Origin of the sequence: Vibrio sp. SSH13-20 (genome assembly GCF_040104475.1) — a bacterium.
Taxonomy (GTDB): domain Bacteria; phylum Pseudomonadota; class Gammaproteobacteria; order Enterobacterales; family Vibrionaceae; genus Vibrio; species Vibrio harveyi.
Map to the genome: position 1 here is coordinate 289,444 of NZ_JBECOU010000008.1, position 17,951 is coordinate 307,394.

At 43.4% G+C, this 17,951-nt stretch carries 12 protein-coding genes; 7 read left to right on the top strand and 5 right to left on the bottom strand.

Annotated elements, in window-relative coordinates:
* The first annotated feature begins 112 nt into the window (after positions 1–112).
* Positions 113–604, top strand: coding sequence for a DUF4442 domain-containing protein (locus ABMY42_RS22015; RefSeq protein WP_017818121.1), 492 nt, complete (start codon positions 113–115; stop codon positions 602–604).
* 25 nt (positions 605–629) lie between these two features.
* Here ABMY42_RS22015 and ABMY42_RS22020 read toward each other — a convergent pair whose 3' ends face one another.
* Positions 630–1,982: a hypothetical protein gene (locus tag ABMY42_RS22020; protein WP_005446794.1), complete on the bottom strand. Its 1,353-nt coding sequence runs from the start codon at positions 1,980–1,982 to the stop codon at positions 630–632.
* A 183-nt stretch (positions 1,983–2,165) separates the two neighbouring features.
* Between ABMY42_RS22020 and ABMY42_RS22025 the strand changes: the two genes are divergently transcribed.
* The gene (locus ABMY42_RS22025) at positions 2,166–3,002 is read left to right on the top strand and encodes a S1-like domain-containing RNA-binding protein (protein WP_005446795.1); all 837 of its coding nucleotides are present in this window, start codon (positions 2,166–2,168) and stop codon (positions 3,000–3,002) included.
* A 616-nt stretch (positions 3,003–3,618) separates the two neighbouring features.
* On the opposite strand, the gene rsmF is transcribed toward ABMY42_RS22025, so the two are convergent.
* The 4 genes from rsmF to ABMY42_RS22045 all read right to left on the bottom strand — a co-directional run bounded on the left by rsmF (position 3,619) and on the right by ABMY42_RS22045 (position 10,905).
* The gene (gene rsmF, locus ABMY42_RS22030; protein WP_349266802.1) at positions 3,619–5,055 is read right to left on the bottom strand and encodes a 16S rRNA (cytosine(1407)-C(5))-methyltransferase RsmF; all 1,437 of its coding nucleotides are present in this window, start codon (positions 5,053–5,055) and stop codon (positions 3,619–3,621) included.
* Positions 5,056–5,189: 134 nt separating this feature from the next.
* Positions 5,190–7,844, bottom strand: a complete 2,655-nt coding sequence (locus ABMY42_RS22035) for an MlaD family protein (RefSeq protein WP_038898058.1) — start codon at positions 7,842–7,844, stop codon at positions 5,190–5,192.
* Positions 7,837–9,084, bottom strand: a complete 1,248-nt coding sequence (locus ABMY42_RS22040; protein WP_026000329.1) for a paraquat-inducible protein A — start codon at positions 9,082–9,084, stop codon at positions 7,837–7,839. The genes ABMY42_RS22035 and ABMY42_RS22040 overlap by 8 nt, the downstream gene beginning before the upstream one ends.
* 24 nt (positions 9,085–9,108) lie before the next feature.
* The gene (locus tag ABMY42_RS22045) at positions 9,109–10,905 is read right to left on the bottom strand and encodes an ABC transporter ATP-binding protein (protein WP_349266803.1); all 1,797 of its coding nucleotides are present in this window, start codon (positions 10,903–10,905) and stop codon (positions 9,109–9,111) included.
* Between the two features lie 92 nt (positions 10,906–10,997).
* Between ABMY42_RS22045 and ABMY42_RS22050 the strand changes: the two genes are divergently transcribed.
* The 5 genes from ABMY42_RS22050 (at position 10,998) to pepN (ending at position 17,922) form a co-directional block, all read left to right on the top strand.
* Positions 10,998–11,471, top strand: coding sequence for a GAF domain-containing protein (locus tag ABMY42_RS22050; RefSeq protein ID WP_005446801.1), 474 nt, complete (start codon positions 10,998–11,000; stop codon positions 11,469–11,471).
* Between the two features lie 98 nt (positions 11,472–11,569).
* On the top strand, positions 11,570–12,196 hold the full coding sequence (proQ, locus tag ABMY42_RS22055; protein WP_005446802.1) for an RNA chaperone ProQ: 627 nt from the start codon (positions 11,570–11,572) through the stop codon (positions 12,194–12,196).
* A 17-nt stretch (positions 12,197–12,213) separates the two neighbouring features.
* Positions 12,214–14,208 (top strand): carboxy terminal-processing peptidase, encoded by a 1,995-nt coding sequence (prc, locus tag ABMY42_RS22060; RefSeq protein WP_005446803.1) that lies wholly within the window; start codon positions 12,214–12,216, stop codon positions 14,206–14,208.
* 209 nt (positions 14,209–14,417) lie between these two features.
* On the top strand, positions 14,418–15,083 hold the full coding sequence (locus tag ABMY42_RS22065) for a hypothetical protein (protein WP_005446804.1): 666 nt from the start codon (positions 14,418–14,420) through the stop codon (positions 15,081–15,083).
* A gap of 232 nt (positions 15,084–15,315) precedes the next feature.
* A complete protein-coding gene (pepN, locus tag ABMY42_RS22070; protein WP_069687131.1) occupies positions 15,316–17,922 on the top strand; it encodes an aminopeptidase N in 2,607 nt (868 codons plus the stop codon).
* Positions 17,923–17,951 lie beyond the last annotated feature (29 nt).

A 17,951-nucleotide genomic window follows, 5' to 3' on the forward strand; every position in this document is an offset into this window, starting at 1 on the left:
AAAGAAACCGTTTGCGAAATTCCGTAGCTAGATCGATTTGTTATTAACAATTCTTTGACATTTTGGTGCTTCATTGATTAACTGGTCAGACTAGTTTGGTAAGGAGACCAAAATGTTATCTGCTGTTCGCCGTGCAAACCTTTATCTCAACTTATTCGGTTTTTCAAAAGTTCCGCTCATTTGGTTATGCCGCCCGAAAATTCTTGCGATCGATGATCAACATGTGGAGGTTAGAATCCCACTGAGAAGAAGAACCAAGAATCATCTTAACAGCATGTATTTTGGCGCGCTTGCCGTTGGTGCTGATGTGGCAGGTGGTTTTCTTGCGATGAGTAAGGCCCAAGAACAAGGGGAGCGCATTTCTCTGGCATTTAAAGGAGTAACGGCTGAGTTTTTAAAACGCCCTGAAGGCGATGTGCATTTTGTATGTTACGATGGTCCTTTGATTGATGAAATGCTTCGTATGACTCTAGAAACAGGTGAACGTATCAATCGAGATGTTAAGATCACCGCATTGTGTCCAAGTATTAATGGTGACGAACCAATGGCGGAGTTTTCCTTGACGCTTTCCATAAAAAAAGCAGCTCAAAGACAAGCTGCTTAATTTCTCAATAACGACTTATGACGTTCTAGTTCAATTCTATTTTCTCAATAGACACAATCTTCGAACGGTTTAAAACCACTTTCCAACGATAGTAAACAGGTTCATCGGTGTGGTTGTCTTCTTTGACAATCACATTGAGCAAGTGGCGTTTCTCAACAGATTCCTTACTCACTTGCCCTTCGTTTAATCGATATACGCGGTTCGAGCTTTTGTCCATTAAACGAATAATCGGGCGTAAACTCATGTTTAATGTCTCACGAGTTTGCTCGTAACCACTTAAGAACAATGATGTCGCCATCTCTGTTTTCGCATGATAGTGAAGGATTTGTTCTTCCCGTTGAACAACTCGTTTTTTACGAATGTTCTGAATACGATCAGGTAGGCTTGAAAGAGAACGGTAATCTAACCATTCCAATTTACGACCCACAACTTTCTTTGTCGTTGGGTCCATGTACTTCTTACGCCACTTTGGCTTACCTTTGCGGATCCAACGCCACATAGCGTCGCGCAGGTCATCTTTAAAGATTTCACGTAGGGCGTAGATAAACGACATCGCGATGATGAAAGATGCAGAAATCTCTCCTAAGTAATCTCGGGCAAGAATAACGGTACTCGTCACGACCACCATCACCAGACCTGTTGCGATGCCTTTAATCGCTCGTTTGATGTTATTACCCATCGACATCGTTTTTTCACTCAAAACGATAGGGTGTTCAATCAAACGTCTTAACAAACGCATTTTGTTCGATAAACGAGTCACATCTTCAACAACGCTTGCAGAGTTGTAATTGTTTAGCTTTCGGTGCGCTTGCTCTTTCTCACACAGTGTAATCAAGCGTTCCTTGATCGTGCTGTAATCTCCTTCACGAGGCAGGTGAGCCACAAGGGATAGGAATTTTTGCTCTGTGTACCAAGACAAGTAATTATCGATGTTAACGTAGTAGCGCTTAAGGTTTTCCTCATAAGGAATCGAACGGCGAAGACGTTTAAGGATGTCGAGCGTCAGTTCAATGACTTCATCTACTTCCTCTGCCGTGACGCTGTCACTCTCATGTTTATTTAGTGCGGCAACAGCTTTGTCGAGCGCGATAACGTATTGATACGCAAACAAACTCAAACTTACACGGTACTGACGGTTAGATAAGCGTCCACGTTTGGCTAGGCGACTGTGGACCAAAGGAAGCAGTACTTCAGTACTGTAATAAGATCGTTTTTGCGTGATCGAAGTGTAGTAGAACTCAGACTCACTGATGATGTCGGAATTTAAACCTAACTCACCAGGGATGAAAATATAGATATCAAGGTCGAGCGTTTTACTCTTTGCCAACGCATGGCTAATTTTTAAAGTTACCGAGTCTTGTTTGTCGACAGTGACCAAGGAAAGCTCCTGATTTTGCTAAAGCATCCTATACCCATAAGCGTCCGTTAATTGAATTAACTTAAGATCGGACTAGGATAAATTGTTGAACTAACACAGCATAACAGAGAGGTTTGCTTTTCTCTCTGATTTTCTTGTTAGTTTGGGTATAATTCCCTGTAAATTTAAAAAGAGACAAATTCGATGATTAAAATTGGTCAAATTAACAGCTTAGAAGTCATTAAAACGGCTGATTTTGGCGTATTTCTGGATGGCGAAGACTACGGTTCTGTATTGCTGCCTAATAAGTATGTACCTGAAGGTACAGAACTTGGCGCGCACCTAGATGTATTTCTTTACTTTGATTCAGAAAGTCAGCTAGCTGCGACCATTGATAAACCAATCGCTCAAGTCGGCGAATGGGGACTAATGAAGATCGAAGGCATCAATAAGACTGGTGCGTTCGTAAACTGGGGTATTAAAGAAAAAGACCTTCTTATCCCATTCAGTGAGCAACGCGCTCGCTTTACTGCAGGTCAAAATATCCTAGTTTACGTTTATACAGATAAGGCATCTGGTCGTATTGTAGGTACAACTAAGTTCAATAAATGGCTAGATAAAACGCCGGCTAACTACGAAGTGAATGAGCAAGTTGATCTGATTATCGCAGAGCGTAGCCAACTTGGTTATAAAGCCATCGTGAACGGCGAACACTGGGGCATGATCTTCCCATCGGATGTGTTCGGTAAGCTGTTTATTGGTAAGAAGCTGAAAGGTTACATTAAGCAAGTTCGTGAAGATGGCAAGATTGATCTAGCGCTACAAAAAGTTGGCGTAGCGAAGATGGATGATCTTTCTAGTAAAGTGATTGAGTTACTAGAAAAAAAAGGCGGCTTCTTGCCTCTAAACGATAAATCTTCTCCTGAAGCGATTTTTGAAGCGTTCCGCACCAGTAAAGGTACTTACAAGAAAACCATTGGTGGCTTGTACAAAGCAGGTAAGATCGTTATTGAAAAAGACGGTATCCGTTTAGCCGAGTAAACAGATTCACAGCTGATGAAAATAGTGTTGGCTGGTGGACTAGTGAGTTTTTCCTTTTGGGTAATTATACCCAAGTAACCTCGAGATGCTAGGTTCAGCGAGAATGACTTGGTTTGTAGACGCGGCGGCGATTTAAAGATCTAGTCATTCTAAATCAAGAATCGGCAACAAAGTATACAAGCCAAGGCAGCTCGCCCTTTGGGAGCGTGTCATTGACCCGATTGCTACGTCAAACAACTTGGAAAGAGCTAGCTATTACACTGCGTTGTTTTCCTTACTCTCGAATCAATGACAACGCTCTGAATCCTGCATCTTGAAGTCACTTGGGTATAGCTCATATAGGGAATGCATCAGTCAAAAAAATGGCCCAAACTCGTCCTTATTTTGGGCCTAGGGGAAACGGCTCCTTTATAGAGCCTGCGCTAAACTTTTTGACCAACACATATTGTCGGTTAAACATAGAGAGAAATGCCGTTTCAAAGCGATGCTTTGATACATTCAGTTTAGTACAGGGCACTCGGATCGCTAGTGAACCCAGTTCCAATCATGCTTTAGAACCAAAAAGCCATCGTAAATACGATGGCTTTTCATTTATTTATAGTATTTCACTTTGCTACTAAAATAAGTTCTTATCTCGCACTAATTCACGTGGAAGACCATTTTTAACGCGGTTACTTACCCATTTCCCAAGACCAATAATCGCGCCTTCGTACTTCACGAGCACTTCGCCTTTACCCGTTTTCATATCTGTTGGAATGTTTTGCGGGCGAACATCGCGACCCATGTACCATTCTCGAGCTTCTTCAATCGTTAAGTCAATTGCGTTTTTCTCGTTACCAGTTGCTAGGGCAGTTGCTACTTGATGTTGCCAGCGGTAACCGTTTTTGTGCGCTTCGGCGATTTTAATGCCCATACGCGAAAAGCGTAATTCGCCAATCATAGGTTCTAGCGCGTCAGGGAAAAGCCAAACGTCTTTATCGCGAATCCAAACCGTGCTGTCATCTGGTAGTTCGATGCCCATCGTGTTTTGTAACTGCTTAGCGATTTCTGCTGATTCTTTGTTAGACGCTTTTACAAATGGGAATTTACCCATACGTTTTTTTACTTGTGGCGCTTCTACTGCTGCAAGCTTACGAATTCGAGCTACGAAGAAGCCTTCACAGTCATAAACCTGAGGGAAGATATGTAAGAAGCCTTCTTCTGTTAGCGCCGCTTCTGCATTTTCAAACAGATCTTTTAAGCTCTCGAACTGAACTGCGTCGCCAAAAGTTTCTTTAAGGTGATGGCAAACCTGTTGGTTCTCTTCGGTGCTCAACGTACAGGTTGAATAAACCATCACGCCACCTGGCTTAAGAGCGTGGAAAGCACTTTCAATCAGATCTTTTTGTGTGTCTGCAATTTCAATCACCGACGCTTGCGTCCAGTTCTTCATTGCGTCTTCATCTTTTCGAACCGTACCTTCACCAGAACATGGCGCATCTAATAGAACCGCGTCAAATTGTTCTGGGAGCCAACCACCAAACACACGACCATCGAAGTTACTTAGCGCCGCATTTCGCACACCACAACGCTCAATGTTGGCATGAAGTACTTTTACACGACTCGCGGCGTATTCATTCGCGACCAAAACGCCTTCGTTGTTCATCAACGCAGCAATTTGCGTTGTTTTAGAACCAGGGGCAGCTGCGGTATCGAGAACCGCGTCGTAGGATTCATCATCCATGAACAGGGCAGAGACAGGCATCATTGAGCTTGCTTCTTGAATATAAAATAGCCCTGACATGTGCTCAGCAGTGTTACCTAGTGGGACAACCGATTCATCCGCTTCGATCCAAAAACCCGTATCACACCAAGGAACCGGAGAAAGCGTCCAGCCTTTTGATTCTGCACGCTCCAAAAACGCTTCTACGCTGATCTTCAACGTATTAACACGAATACTTTTGCGTAATGGCTTTTGGCACGACGCGATAAAGTCTTCCATGTTGAGGTGAGCAGGGAGAATAGTTTGGATTTTTTCCAGAAAAGCTTCTGGGATGTAAACGTTAGAATGCAAAGTGAAGTCTCGATTGCAGAATTTGCCGCAAATAATATACGAAAGCGGGTCAGAAACGAATAGCCAGCAAGGTTTGAGCAATAAAAAAGAGCAGCGATTGCTGCTCTTTACGTCGATAATTTTCTCTAAAAGCACTATGGTTTTGGAATAGCAGTGCGCCACTGAGTCCAACTCTCTTCTGCTTGAGGGTATAAGTAGAAAGATTGCCCTTGTTTTGCCGCTGGTGGAATTTGTGATTGCTCAGGGGTTGAGAAAGCAATGCCGCCACGAACTAAGCTGTCAAATGTACCTGCTTTGATGTTTGCGCCTCCTAGACCAATAGAGACATCTACGCCTGAGACATTCCAGAACACACTGTTTTGACGAACAAGATATGCATATGCGGGCTTTATCTCGATTTTTGTTACCACTCGATCAGCAAACTCACCCAAGCTGACACTCGTTACACTGCCTACTTCCATTTGTCGATATAGGATAGGGGTTCCAACTTGAACTGAACCACGTTGCTCACTTTGCAGTGTGAATGACACTCCTTGTTGTGCTTGCTGGCTTTTCGCTAAATCAAACTTGAATTTCGCGGCGCCATTACCAGGTTCAACACTGATGGATTTTGATACTAACGCGCCTAAGTTCTTCACGCCACCCAGCCCAATTTCAGGTTCTGTTAGCCAGAAGTGTGACCCGGTAACGGCGATATTGTCGACATATTCAGGAAGAATGCGCGCGGTGACTTCCACCATTTCACGACGAAAGTTTGGAACGACTAGAGTAACTTCACCGACCTTAACACCTTGATATTTAATTGGCATACCTTTGGTTACTTCTTGACTGCCATCGGTTTCTAACGCGATAACTCGACCAAACTTACGTGCTTGGTTCTGATCGTTGTATAGCTTCCAACGTTGACCCACTTTATTCTCAATGCCCGGAATGGAGTCAAAAGCAATACCACCTTTGATCAAAGTTTTAAGAGGGTGAGCTTTGACGGTGATACCAGCAAGAGAGGCATCAATCTCTACACCAGAACGGTTCCAAAATACCGTCTGTTCACTGAGTAAGTGCGCGTATCGATTTTCAATGGTTGCTTTGACGATCACGCCACCATCGACCAGATTGAAATCAGATACGCTGCCAACTGGCAAATTGCGGTAGAGCAGAGGGCTACCTTTAGAAATCGGTGGTAACTCAGATGCAAAGAGAGTTAGCGTCTTAGAGCCAGATTGATTGTACTGTGCAAGCTCCGCTAGAGAAGCGCTCTGGAACAATTGGTATTCTTTCTGGATTTGTTCTTGTCCTTGGCTAACGAAGCTGATTGAACCAGTGAGAAGCTGCTTAGCTGGAGGTACTGTGACACTCAACCCTGACTCTGTAAGTTCTGCAGAAGCACTGCCTGTCACGTAGAAACGGTTGTTCGATTTTATTAGATGCTTGTACTCATTGTCGATAAGGACATCCATGAACACTTCATGCTTTGCCGCTTGTGCTTGTTTTTCATCAAGCAAACCGACTTTAATGATCGAGCCAACGACAATGCCTTTGTAAAGTACGTTTGCACCGCTGTCTAAGCCAAAGGAGTTGTCAGAAACGAGGCGAATTGCAATCGACTTCTGCTGTTGCTGATTAAATACATTCTGGCGAATGGCAGTAAATCGTCGAGATCTTTCACCTTCACCCGGGACGATGGTTAAAAAGTTTCCGCGGACAAGGTTTGCGATATTCTCAACACCAGAAAGGGAAACTTTTGCTTCTTCAAGAACAAAACGTGTGCCAGAAGTCAACATGTCACTGAAAGCAGGTTGGATTGCAGCAGACGCTAAAATCACTTCACGACCTTCAGATAGGCTTAAATCGGTGATTTGTCCTACTTCAATCCCGCGGTACATGATAGGCGCGCCTTCGCCGCTAATTTTGTTGTCATCAGGAAGCGCGATTTTGATTGGAATACCGCGCCCCGCAGTTTTAAGGTCTTTATAAAGACGGAACTCGGTATTCTCTTCAACGGGTTCGCCATCATCTGGCGAGTCAACAGCAATAGCGCCACCAAGTAGGGCGCTCATACTTTCTAGACGAACATCAACACCTTCAAAACCGATGCTTGCACCAATTCCACTTACGTTCCAAAAACGGCTGCGGCTATTAATCAGGTGCTGATACTGCTCTTGTATATTGGCTTGAATGGTTATGGACTTCGCATCATCATTCAGTTGATAGCTGAACACTTCACCAATCGGAATCTTTTTGTAGACGATTTGCGAGCCAATAGAAACGCCGCCCAAGTCTCGGCTTTTCAACTTAATGTTCAGACCTTGAGTGACTCGTAAGTCGGTAGGAGCCGATTCCAAAGCATGAAAAGTGGTTTCAAACTGTTCACCATCACCTGGCTGGATAGAAATGTAGTTACCAGAAACCAACGCATCAAGACCAGACACGCCGGTTAAACTTGCTGTTGGTTTTACTAACCAGAAACGCGTTTTATCGTTCAGCAGTTTCGTCGCTTCAGGGTAGATATCAGCGTCGACATAAATGCTGCCTAAATCTTCAGACAGGTTAATGTCGCGCACCATTCCCACTTCTAAACCTTGATAGCGGATAGTGGTTCGTCCAGCGACCAAACCCGCAGCATCGGAAAAATAGATTTGTACACGCTGTCCCGCGTCATGAATTGATTTCACAACAAGCCAGCCAGCTAAGACCATCGTCAAAATCGGCAACAACCAAAGGGGAGAAATACCTTTACTCCTCTTTACATCTGGCACATATGACGTTTGAGAACTGTTCTGATCACTCATTAATTGACTCTTTTTCTGATTGTGTTGGGGCTTGGTCCCAAATAAGCCTTGGGTCAATGCTCTCCGCCGCAAGCATTGTTAAAACGACCACCAGACCAAACGCAACAGCGCCATAACCCGGTGTGAAGTCGAGAATTTGTCCACGATCGACCAACGTCATCATGATAGAAATAACAAACAAATCCATCACTGACCATTTGCCGATCCATTTTACTGCAAAGTAAACCATCATTCGTTGTCTTCTAAACACCGAACGTTTGAATTTGATACATAACAAGATGTAAGTCAGGCCGAGAATCTTAGCCACAGGAACGACGATACTGGCAACAAAAATGATAACCGCGATTCCGTACATACCGTTTTTAACTAAGCCTGCCACGCCTGAAAAAATTGTGTCTTCCAAGCGCTTACCGTTTGTCAGCAAAATTGAAATCGGAATCAAGTTGGCAGGGAAGATCGCAATCGTCGCTGCAATTAAATATGCCCACGTTTTTTGGATAGAATTTGGTTTACGGTGGTAAAGCGCGTGATGGCAACGATGGCAGTTTTCGCCTTCAGGTTGCGATAAGTGGCACTCGTGACAATGCACATCTTTGTGTTCGAAGTCGTAACTGTTTTCAGGTTGCCATGCTTCCCAATAACGACGAACACTAATGCGAGAGATCAACAGAACCGTGAAAACTTGTAATAGAACAAGACCAATTAAGCCCGGTCCAACAAAAATATCGGAGTAATCTTGCAGCTTAAAACAAGAGATTGCGATGCTCACAAGGAACACATCCAACATTACCCAATGTTTTAGGTGTTGGATTAACCATAATGAAACGCGAAGCCCTTTAAACCAACGTTTATGCAACGACCAATGTGCCGTTACAACAGAACTGCACACAATAAGTGGGGCAAGAGAACTACAAAAAAGAATGAGGATAGAAAGGAGGACGAAGCCCTCTTGAAATAACGTTATCATTCCAGATGGCAGTGTCGCCGGAATCATCACACCGAATAGCCGAATACTGATGAAGTTAAAAAAGTGCGAAGGTATAAAAAGTAGAATACAAGTAACAGCGATAGCGAGATTACCAGATAGGCTAGGACTACCACCACGATAGAGCTGAGTACCACAACGTGGACAATGTGCATTTTTGCCATTAGGTAGATCGACGATATCGACAGGCAATTCGCAACCTTGGCACAAGCGGACGCTATTCGGTTGCATGGCGTGTTTAGACAGAGAGGTCACAACGACCTCTCTAAACTGAATGGTTTAAGCGTGGGACTGAATGCCGCCATATAAGGTTTGATATAAGCCTTCTTGCTCAACGAGCTCACCATGGGTACCTGTTTGCGTCACTCTTCCATCTTCAAGCACATAAATCAAATCTGCTTGCTTCACCGCCGATAAGCGATGGGCGACAATAAGAGTCGTTCGACCGCGTAAGAATTCCGTTAACGCCTTATGCAAAGCCGCTTCAGTTGCGGTGTCCAGTGCTGACGTTGCTTCGTCTAGGATAACAAATTGTGGGTTGCTCAGCACCATACGTGCAATCGCTAAGCGTTGACGCTGACCGCCAGATAGGCGAATACCATTACGACCAATTTGAGTATCCAATCCGTGGTTAAGTTGCGAAATTACGTCTTGAAGCTGAGCGACTTCTAGTGCTCGCCATAATGACATTTCATCAAAGTCACCACCAAGGGTCAGATTATGCCTTAAGGTGTCATTAAATAGTATAGGTTGTTGTAAAACCACGGCAATTTTGTCGCGTATTACTTCAAAGCTGATGTCTTCTGTCAACTCATCATTAAAACGGATAGAACCAGAATTCTGACGGTAAACGCCGATCAATAATTGAATCAGGGTTGATTTACCACCACCACTCGCACCCACAAGCGCCACTTTCTTACCAGCAGGAATGTGCAACGAGAGATCATCCAACACCTTGTTTTCATTGTTGTATGAAAAATCAACATGTTCAATTTTTACATCAACCTCTCGATTTTCTTTGAAAGGATTTACTTTCGAAACAGGTCTATGTTCTTCTTCCAATTCGAGTAGATCATTAATTCGCTTAAGTGCCGCTTTTGCGCTGTACCAAGAGAATTGGATACCCAATAGTTCTTGAACAGGAGACAACATAAACCAAAGGTAACCAAACACCGCGAAAATTTGACCAATGGTAAGGTCACTGAACATTACCATTAGCATTGCAACCGCACGGAACAACTCGAAACCGATTAAAAACATAAGGAAAGAGACACGTCCCGCAGCCTCTGATTGCCATGCATACTTGTCAGCATCAATACGAACTTGGTCAGCGCTGCCTTTTAACTGCTGGAGAAACTCTCGCTCTTTATTAGCCGCTCGTAGTTGATAAATGCCGTCAAGAGTTTCGACTAAGCGGTTCTGGAAAATCTCAAATGAATGGTTTTCTTTGCGCTTAAGGTGCTTAACCATACTTCCCAGCTTACGTGAGAAGTAAATGACAATAGGGTTGACGAGAAGAATAAACAGACCCAGACGCCAATCGAGCCAAAGTAGCACGATGGCTGTACCAATCACCGTCAGTAGGCTGATAACAAATTTAGCTAATGTAGAACCAATAAATTTATCAATGGTCTCAATGTCGGTGATAAGGTGAGCGTTGATGCCACCACTGCCTTTTGTTTCGTACTGTCGAATGCTAATACGACCAAGCTTGTCGATCATTTTACTTCGCATTTCAAAGGTGATTGTCTTTGAAACCAAGGTAAATTGTCGGCTTTGAAGAATATTAAATCCTTGGCTTGCTGCCCTCATCAGCACAACCAAGAACAGAGTAAAGAAGATATAACCCGTAGGTGTGTGCCACGCTTCAGGTAAAACCGCGTTCATTGCTGCTAAGCCCGATGCCGGTTTGTCCAATAAGACTTCATCCACCATGAGAGGCATAAGAAGAGGGATTGGAACACTAATCAAGGTCGCAAGTACAGCTATCAAGTTCGCTAGAATCAGCTTGGACTTGTGCTTTTTCACTTGTGTTATCAACCAAGAACGGCTAATAGTGTCGTTTTTCGGATTCATTGTAATTGAGAATAAGTCCTATTAAAAAGTAGGGCTGCATTTTAGCGCCATACCAACAGAATGGAAGCCTAAATAAAAAGTAGGAAGTTAATATGAACATAGAACAATACCAAAGACTTACCAAGCAAGCAGTTGCGCTTATCGAATCAGAGAAAGACTACATCGCAAACCTTGCCAACATCAGCTCTCTTCTATTTATGGAACTTGAAGACCTGAATTGGGCGGGTTTTTACCTAACGAAAGGTGATGAGTTGGTGCTCGGCCCTTTCCAAGGTAAGCCTGCTTGTGTTCGTATCCCAATGGGACGAGGCGTCTGTGGTACTGCTGCACAAACTAACAGCGTACAAAGAGTATACGATGTGCATGCATTTGAAGGTCACATTGCTTGTGATGCAGCAAGTAATTCAGAAATTGTTATTCCTTTTACTATCAATGGGGAAGTGGCTGGCGTGTTGGATATTGATAGTCCAAATATCGGTCGATTCAATGAAATTGATGAAGAAGGCCTCACTCATTTTATGGCTGAAGTAGAAAAGCTGCTTAATTCGCACGCTAACGACGCATAAATTCGCCCTCGAGTGTGGTTTTTCCTTGGCATGTCACTATAATACGAGAATATTTTTTCTTAATGCTTCGCGGAAATCCGCTCAAACCAGGAACCCTCATGACTGAAAAGTTAAAAAACAGCAAAGAAGTTATCGCATACATTGCTGAATGTTTCCCTAAGTGCTTTACTTTAGAAGGTGAAGCAAAGCCTCTGAAAATTGGTATTTTTCAAGATCTTGCGGAACGTCTAAATGAAGACGAAAAAGTAAGCAAAACTCAGCTTCGTGCAGCGTTAAGACAGTACACTTCATCATGGCGTTACCTACACGGCGTAAAACCAGGTGCAGTACGTGTTGATCTAGATGGCAACCCATGTGGTGAGCTAGAAGAAGAACACGTAGAACACGCTAAAGCGACACTTGCTGAAAGCAAAGCGAAAGTTCAGGCTCGTCGTAAAGAGCAAGCTCAAAAAGCTCGCGAAGAGGGTAAGGCGAAAGCGAAACCTGCGGCTAAAAAGCCACAACAGCCTCGTCGTGCTAACAAACCAAAAGTACAAAAAGAAAGTAAGCCTGTAGAAACACGCGCGCTAAACGCTGATGAAATCACGATCGGCAACGCAGTTAACGTGAACATGGGCAAAGGAAACATGGCAGCGACCATTGTTGAAGTCAATAAGGATGATGTACGTGTTCAACTTGCTAACGGCCTACAAATGGTTGTGAAAGCGGAGCACTTGCGCGCATAAGGGAGATACTCCTACGCATGAATTGCCGTTCAAAAGTGACACTGATTGCTGCTAGCTTCTGGCTAGCAGCATCAGCTCAGGCTCTAGAAGCCAAACTAAACAAAGATGATTTGCCGGTTCTTGCACCTGAAGTTCAGCATGAAACAGCCAGCAAACGAGTAACTTCTCGATTTACCCGCTCTCATTATAAGCATTTCAATCTAAACGATGATTTCTCCAAAGCGATCTTTGAGCGCTACGTAGAAATGCTTGATTACAATAGAAATATTTTTACTCAAGCCGATATCGACTCTTTCAAAGATTGGTCCGTCAGCCTTGATGATCAGCTTAAAGCTGGTAATAACAAGATTGCATTTGATGTTTATAATCTTTCGATGCAGAAGCGTTTTGATCGTTTTGCCTACGCATTGACTCTACTCGATAAAGAAATCAAGTTTAATACTGATGAGTTTATTGAACTGGATCGTTCTGAAGCCGCATGGCCCAAGGATGAAGCTGAGTTAAATGAATTATGGCGAAAACGCGTTAAGTACGATGCTCTTAACCTTAAAATGACTGGTAAAGAATGGCCAGAAATCAAAGAGGTTCTAGCGAAACGTTACAACAACGCGATGAAACGCATCACGCAAACTCGCAATGAAGACGCTTTCCAACTTTACATGAATGCATTCGCTCGTGAAGTTGATCCACATACTAGCTACCTATCTCCACGAAACGCGGAACAGTTCCAATCAGAGATGAATCTGTCTCTTGAAGGTATTGGGGCTGTGCTTCAAATGACCGACGACTATACAGTGATTCGTTCATTAGTTGCCGGCGGTCCAGCATCTAAGAGTAAACAGCTAGGTGAGGGCGACCGCATTATCGGTGTTGGTCAAGATGGCGAAGAAGTTGTCGATGTGATCGGTTGGCGTCTTGATGATGTCGTTCAACTAATCAAAGGTCCTAAAGGAACCAAAGTTAACCTACAAGTCTTGCCAGAAGGTAAAGATGCGAAGAGTTACGTTGTCACTATTGTGCGTGATAAAGTTCGTTTAGAAGACCGTGCGGTTAAGTCTGAAATCATCGAGAAAGACGGTAAGAAGATTGGGGTTCTTGAGGTTCCTAGTTTTTACGTTGGTCTTTCAAAAGATACCGATAAACTGCTATCTGAATTGAAGGCGAAAAACGTCGACGGTGTTATCGTTGATCTACGCAACAACGGCGGTGGTGCGCTGACTGAAGCAACGGCATTAACAGGGCTCTTCATTAAAGAAGGTCCAGTTGTTCAGGTTCGCGATAGCTATGGTCGCATCAAAGTAAATGCAGATACCGATGGGCAAGTGAGTTACGATGGTCCACTAACCGTGTTGATCAATCGCTACAGTGCTTCAGCGTCTGAAATCTTTGCGGCAGCAATGCAGGATTACAACCGTGCGATTATTCTTGGTGAAAACTCTTTCGGTAAGGGTACCGTTCAACAACACCGCTCATTGAATCATATCTACGATCTTTTCGACAAAGAACTTGGCTACGTACAATACACGATTCAAAAGTTCTACCGCATCGATGGTGGCAGTACTCAGAACCGTGGTGTTGCACCAGACATCGCTTACCCAACTCCAGTTGAGCCAAGCGAAACAGGTGAGAGTGTTGAAGACAACGCATTACCTTGGGATAGCATTGATAAAGCAAAGTATCAGACATTCCCAAGCAACGACGCGCTTGTTACTAAACTAACTGAGCTTCACAATAAACGTATTGCTGATGAGATGGAGTTCCGTTTCATCAAAGAAGATATTGAGAAGTACCGTAAAGAGAAAGACGATAATTTGTTGTCTCTTAACGAGAAAGTGCGCGAAGACGAATCAGATAAAGCCGAGGCTCTACGCTTAGAGCGCATCAATGAACGTCAAGCAGCAATGGGTAAAAAACCATTCAAAACGCTTGATGATGTGCCAAAAGATTACGAAGCGCCAGACGTTTATCTAGATGAGTCAGTTGCTGTTATGGTTGATATGCTGAAAGGCTAAAAATTCAGTCAAAACGACTAATAATTCTCTATATAAAGAGCGAGTCATAGCGACTCGCTCTTTTTTTATGCGTTTATAAAGCGGCGTTTCTATAAAAATAGGTTGTTCCTGCGCTTAATTTGCACTAACAATTTACGTGATGTAGATCAAATATTTCGCGAAAATGAGATCTAGAGCCTAAGCTAAAAGAAAACGATAAGGATACCGTTATGAAATGGTTCATTATTTTACTTAGCTTTTGCTGCTTTAGTGTTTCTAGCGCGGAAACCAACAAGGAAGACGAACTTAGTCACTTTGACACTCCATTCTTGATCGGAGATTGGTATTTGATGAATCCAAACCCTGATGATTCTTCAGAGAACTTTAGAGCGATAAAACTCACCCTTGGCTCGGACTACACGTTCTCTATCGACATTCAGAAAAAAGATTACTCAATCGACCATTGGGAAGGACTCTATAACGCCAATGAGGACACCATCGTCCTTGGGTTGAATACTGATGAACCGCAAATTTATGCATATCGTAATAACCACAACACCCTAGACTTGAATGGTGTAACCTTCACTAAGGGGTTGTCGAATGCACTTGCAGGTATTTGGTCAAGCTCTCAAGTTGGAGGGGATGGCATGCTTGCAAATAACATCAACCAAATGGACTTAATTCTTCAACCAGACTTTGTATTTATGTTTAGAGTGTCAAATGAAGAAGGTGAAGAGGCAGTGAAACAAGGCGTGTTTTACACAGAAGGTGAGCATCTAGTTCTTTTGTACGAGAACGGAGAGCACGGAACCCGCTATACATTGAACCAAAACGAGCTGACGATTCAAGATTCTAACGGTGATATGTACGCGGTACTTAATCGAGTAACACCATAAATGATTCATCACCATTATTTCACGCAGGGTTATTAATAGTGAAATATTCTGATGTTGATTAAATGTTAAACAGAAAGCGGAGCTAAGACACTAAAAGCTCCGTTTTTTTATAGAAAGACTTGTATTCTGATACCACAACCCCTACAAATAGCTTATATCGTGATACCAGTAAGAGGTGTTTGAGCCTCTAGTCCTGGTATTTTTGTGGTTCTATATACAAGGATTTATGGACATGTCTCAAGCTCCCCAAGCGAAATATCGCAAAGATTATAAAGCGCCATCTCATACAATTACCGATATTGATTTGACGTTTGATCTTTATGACAACGACACGATCGTTACAGCAGTATCAAAAGTAGTTCAAAAGGGTGAATTAACCACATTAGAACTCGATGGTGAAGGGCTAGAGCTACGCTCTGTAAAAGTGAACGGTGAAGACTGGTCTCATCATGAAGTCAAAGAAGCCTCTCTAGTTGTTACCGATCTGCCAGCAGAATTTGATTTAGAAATCGTTACTAAGATCGACCCGGAAGCAAACACCGCACTTGAAGGTCTTTACAAATCAGGGGGTGCATTCTGTACACAGTGTGAAGCAGAAGGCTTTCGTCGTATTACTTACTACCTAGATCGTCCAGACGTTCTTGCGAAATACACAACAAAAGTGATCGCAGACAAAACCGTGTATCCATTTCTATTAAGCAATGGTAACCGCGTAGCTGAAGGTGAGGCAGAAAATGGTCGTCATTGGGTTCAATGGCAAGACCCACATCCAAAACCTGCTTACTTGTTCGCTTTGGTTGCCGGTGACTTTGATGTACTACGTGATAAATACACAACCACATCAGGTCGTGAAGTAGACCTAGAAATCTTTGTCGACAAAGGCAACCTCGATCGCGCGGGTCACGCAATGACTTCGTTGATCAACTCAATGAAGTGGGACGAAGATCGCTTTGGTCTTGAGTACGATCTTGATATCTACATGATCGTTGCGGTTGATTTTTTCAACATGGGTGCAATGGAAAACAAAGGTTTAAACATCTTCAACTCGAAGTTTGTGCTTGCGAATGAAAAAACCGCGACTGACCGCGAATACCTTGGCATTGAAGCGGTAATCGGTCATGAATACTTCCACAACTGGACGGGTAACCGCGTGACTTGTCGCGATTGGTTCCAACTGAGCTTAAAAGAAGGTCTAACGGTATTCCGTGACCAAGAGTTTTCGTCCGATCTTGGTTCACGCGCAGTAAACCGCATCGACAACGTTCGCATTATCCGTGGTCCTCAGTTTGCGGAAGACTCAAGCCCAATGTCACACCCAATTCGCCCAGATAAAGTTATTGAAATGAATAACTTCTACACGCTAACCGTGTACGAAAAAGGCAGCGAAGTGATCCGCATGTACCACACATTACTTGGCGAAGAAGGCTTCCAAAAAGGCATGAAGCTTTACTTCGAACGTCATGATGGTACAGCGGCAACGTGTGAAGATTTTGTTTCTGCAATGGAAGACGCAACGGGCGTTGATCTTAAACAATTCCGCTTATGGTATAGCCAATCGGGTACACCAACACTTCGCGTAAACAGCGAATATAACGCTGAAGCAAAAACTTACGCGTTAACGGTTGAGCAATTTACTGAAGCAACGCACGACCAAGCAGAAAAACAAGCGCTACATATTCCATTCGATATTGAACTATACGCACAAAATGGTGATGTGATTCCACTGGTTATCAACGGTGAATCCGTACACAACGTTTTGGACGTGAAGCAAGACAAGCAGACTTTCGTATTCGAAAACGTTGCAGAACAACCAGTACCATCATTGCTTCGTGAGTTCTCTGCACCGGTTAAATTGGAATACGATTACAGCGATGATGAACTGATTTTCTTGATGAAGCACGCAACGAACGATTTTGCTCGTTGGGATGCAAGCCAAATGCTGCTAGCGAAATACATTCGTCAAAACGTAACTAACGTTCAAGCGGGTGGTGAGGTTAAGCTATCAGAAGACTTAATCGATGCATTCCGTGGTGTGTTACTTGATGCAAACCTTGAACCTGCGTTTATTGCTCAAGTGCTTTCTCTGCCTTCCATCAACGAAATCACTGGTTGGTACAAGCAGATTGATATCGATGCGGTAGATACGGTACTGAATAGCATTACAGTGTCACTTTCTAAAGAACTAGAAGATGAACTGAGTGCTACTTATCACGCATTGAACCAAACAGAATACAGCATTGACCATGCAGCGATTGGCAAACGCGCTCTGCGCAACCAGTGCTTGCAGTTCTTGGCTTACACTGAAAAGGGTAACGAGCTAGCAAAAGCGCAGTATGAATCATCAAACAATATGACCGACACAATTGCGGCGATGAGTGCAGCGAACAGTGCACAACTTGAATGTCGTGAAGCGTTAATGGCGGATTACAGCGACAAGTGGAAGCACGATGGTCTGGTTATGGACAAATGGTTTGTTCTTCAGGGCAGCAACCCGATTGAGAACGCACTTGAGAAAGTAAAAGAAACCATGAGCCACGAAGCGTTTAGCTTGAAGAACCCGAACCGCACGCGCAGTTTGATTGGTTCGTTCTTGAACGCAAACCCAGTACGCTTCCATGATAAATCTGGTTCTGGCTACCAATTTGCTGGTGAGATCCTTCGTCACTTGAACGATAGTAACCCACAAGTGGCGTCCCGCATGATCGATCCTCTATTGAAATTCCGTAAATACGATGAAGGTCGTCAAGCGCTTATTCGTGCAGAGCTTGAAAAGCTTAAAGCGATGGACAATCTAGCGAAAGACTTATTCGAAAAAGTGACTAAAGCACTAGACGAATAATCGACAAAAGAATAGGGTGGTCATTACGA

Coding starts and splice junctions, on each gene's coding strand:
- ABMY42_RS22015 (WP_017818121.1), top strand. CDS start 113: ATGTTATCTGCTGTTCGCCGTGCAAACCTTTATCTCAACTTATTCGGT.
- ABMY42_RS22025 (WP_005446795.1), top strand. CDS start 2,166: ATGATTAAAATTGGTCAAATTAACAGCTTAGAAGTCATTAAAACGGCT.
- ABMY42_RS22035 (WP_038898058.1), bottom strand. CDS start 7,844: ATGAGTGATCAGAACAGTTCTCAAACGTCATATGTGCCAGATGTAAAG.
- ABMY42_RS22045 (WP_349266803.1), bottom strand. CDS start 10,905: ATGAATCCGAAAAACGACACTATTAGCCGTTCTTGGTTGATAACACAA.
- ABMY42_RS22050 (WP_005446801.1), top strand. CDS start 10,998: ATGAACATAGAACAATACCAAAGACTTACCAAGCAAGCAGTTGCGCTT.
- proQ (WP_005446802.1), top strand. CDS start 11,570: ATGACTGAAAAGTTAAAAAACAGCAAAGAAGTTATCGCATACATTGCT.
- prc (WP_005446803.1), top strand. CDS start 12,214: ATGAATTGCCGTTCAAAAGTGACACTGATTGCTGCTAGCTTCTGGCTA.
- ABMY42_RS22065 (WP_005446804.1), top strand. CDS start 14,418: ATGAAATGGTTCATTATTTTACTTAGCTTTTGCTGCTTTAGTGTTTCT.
- pepN (WP_069687131.1), top strand. CDS start 15,316: ATGTCTCAAGCTCCCCAAGCGAAATATCGCAAAGATTATAAAGCGCCA.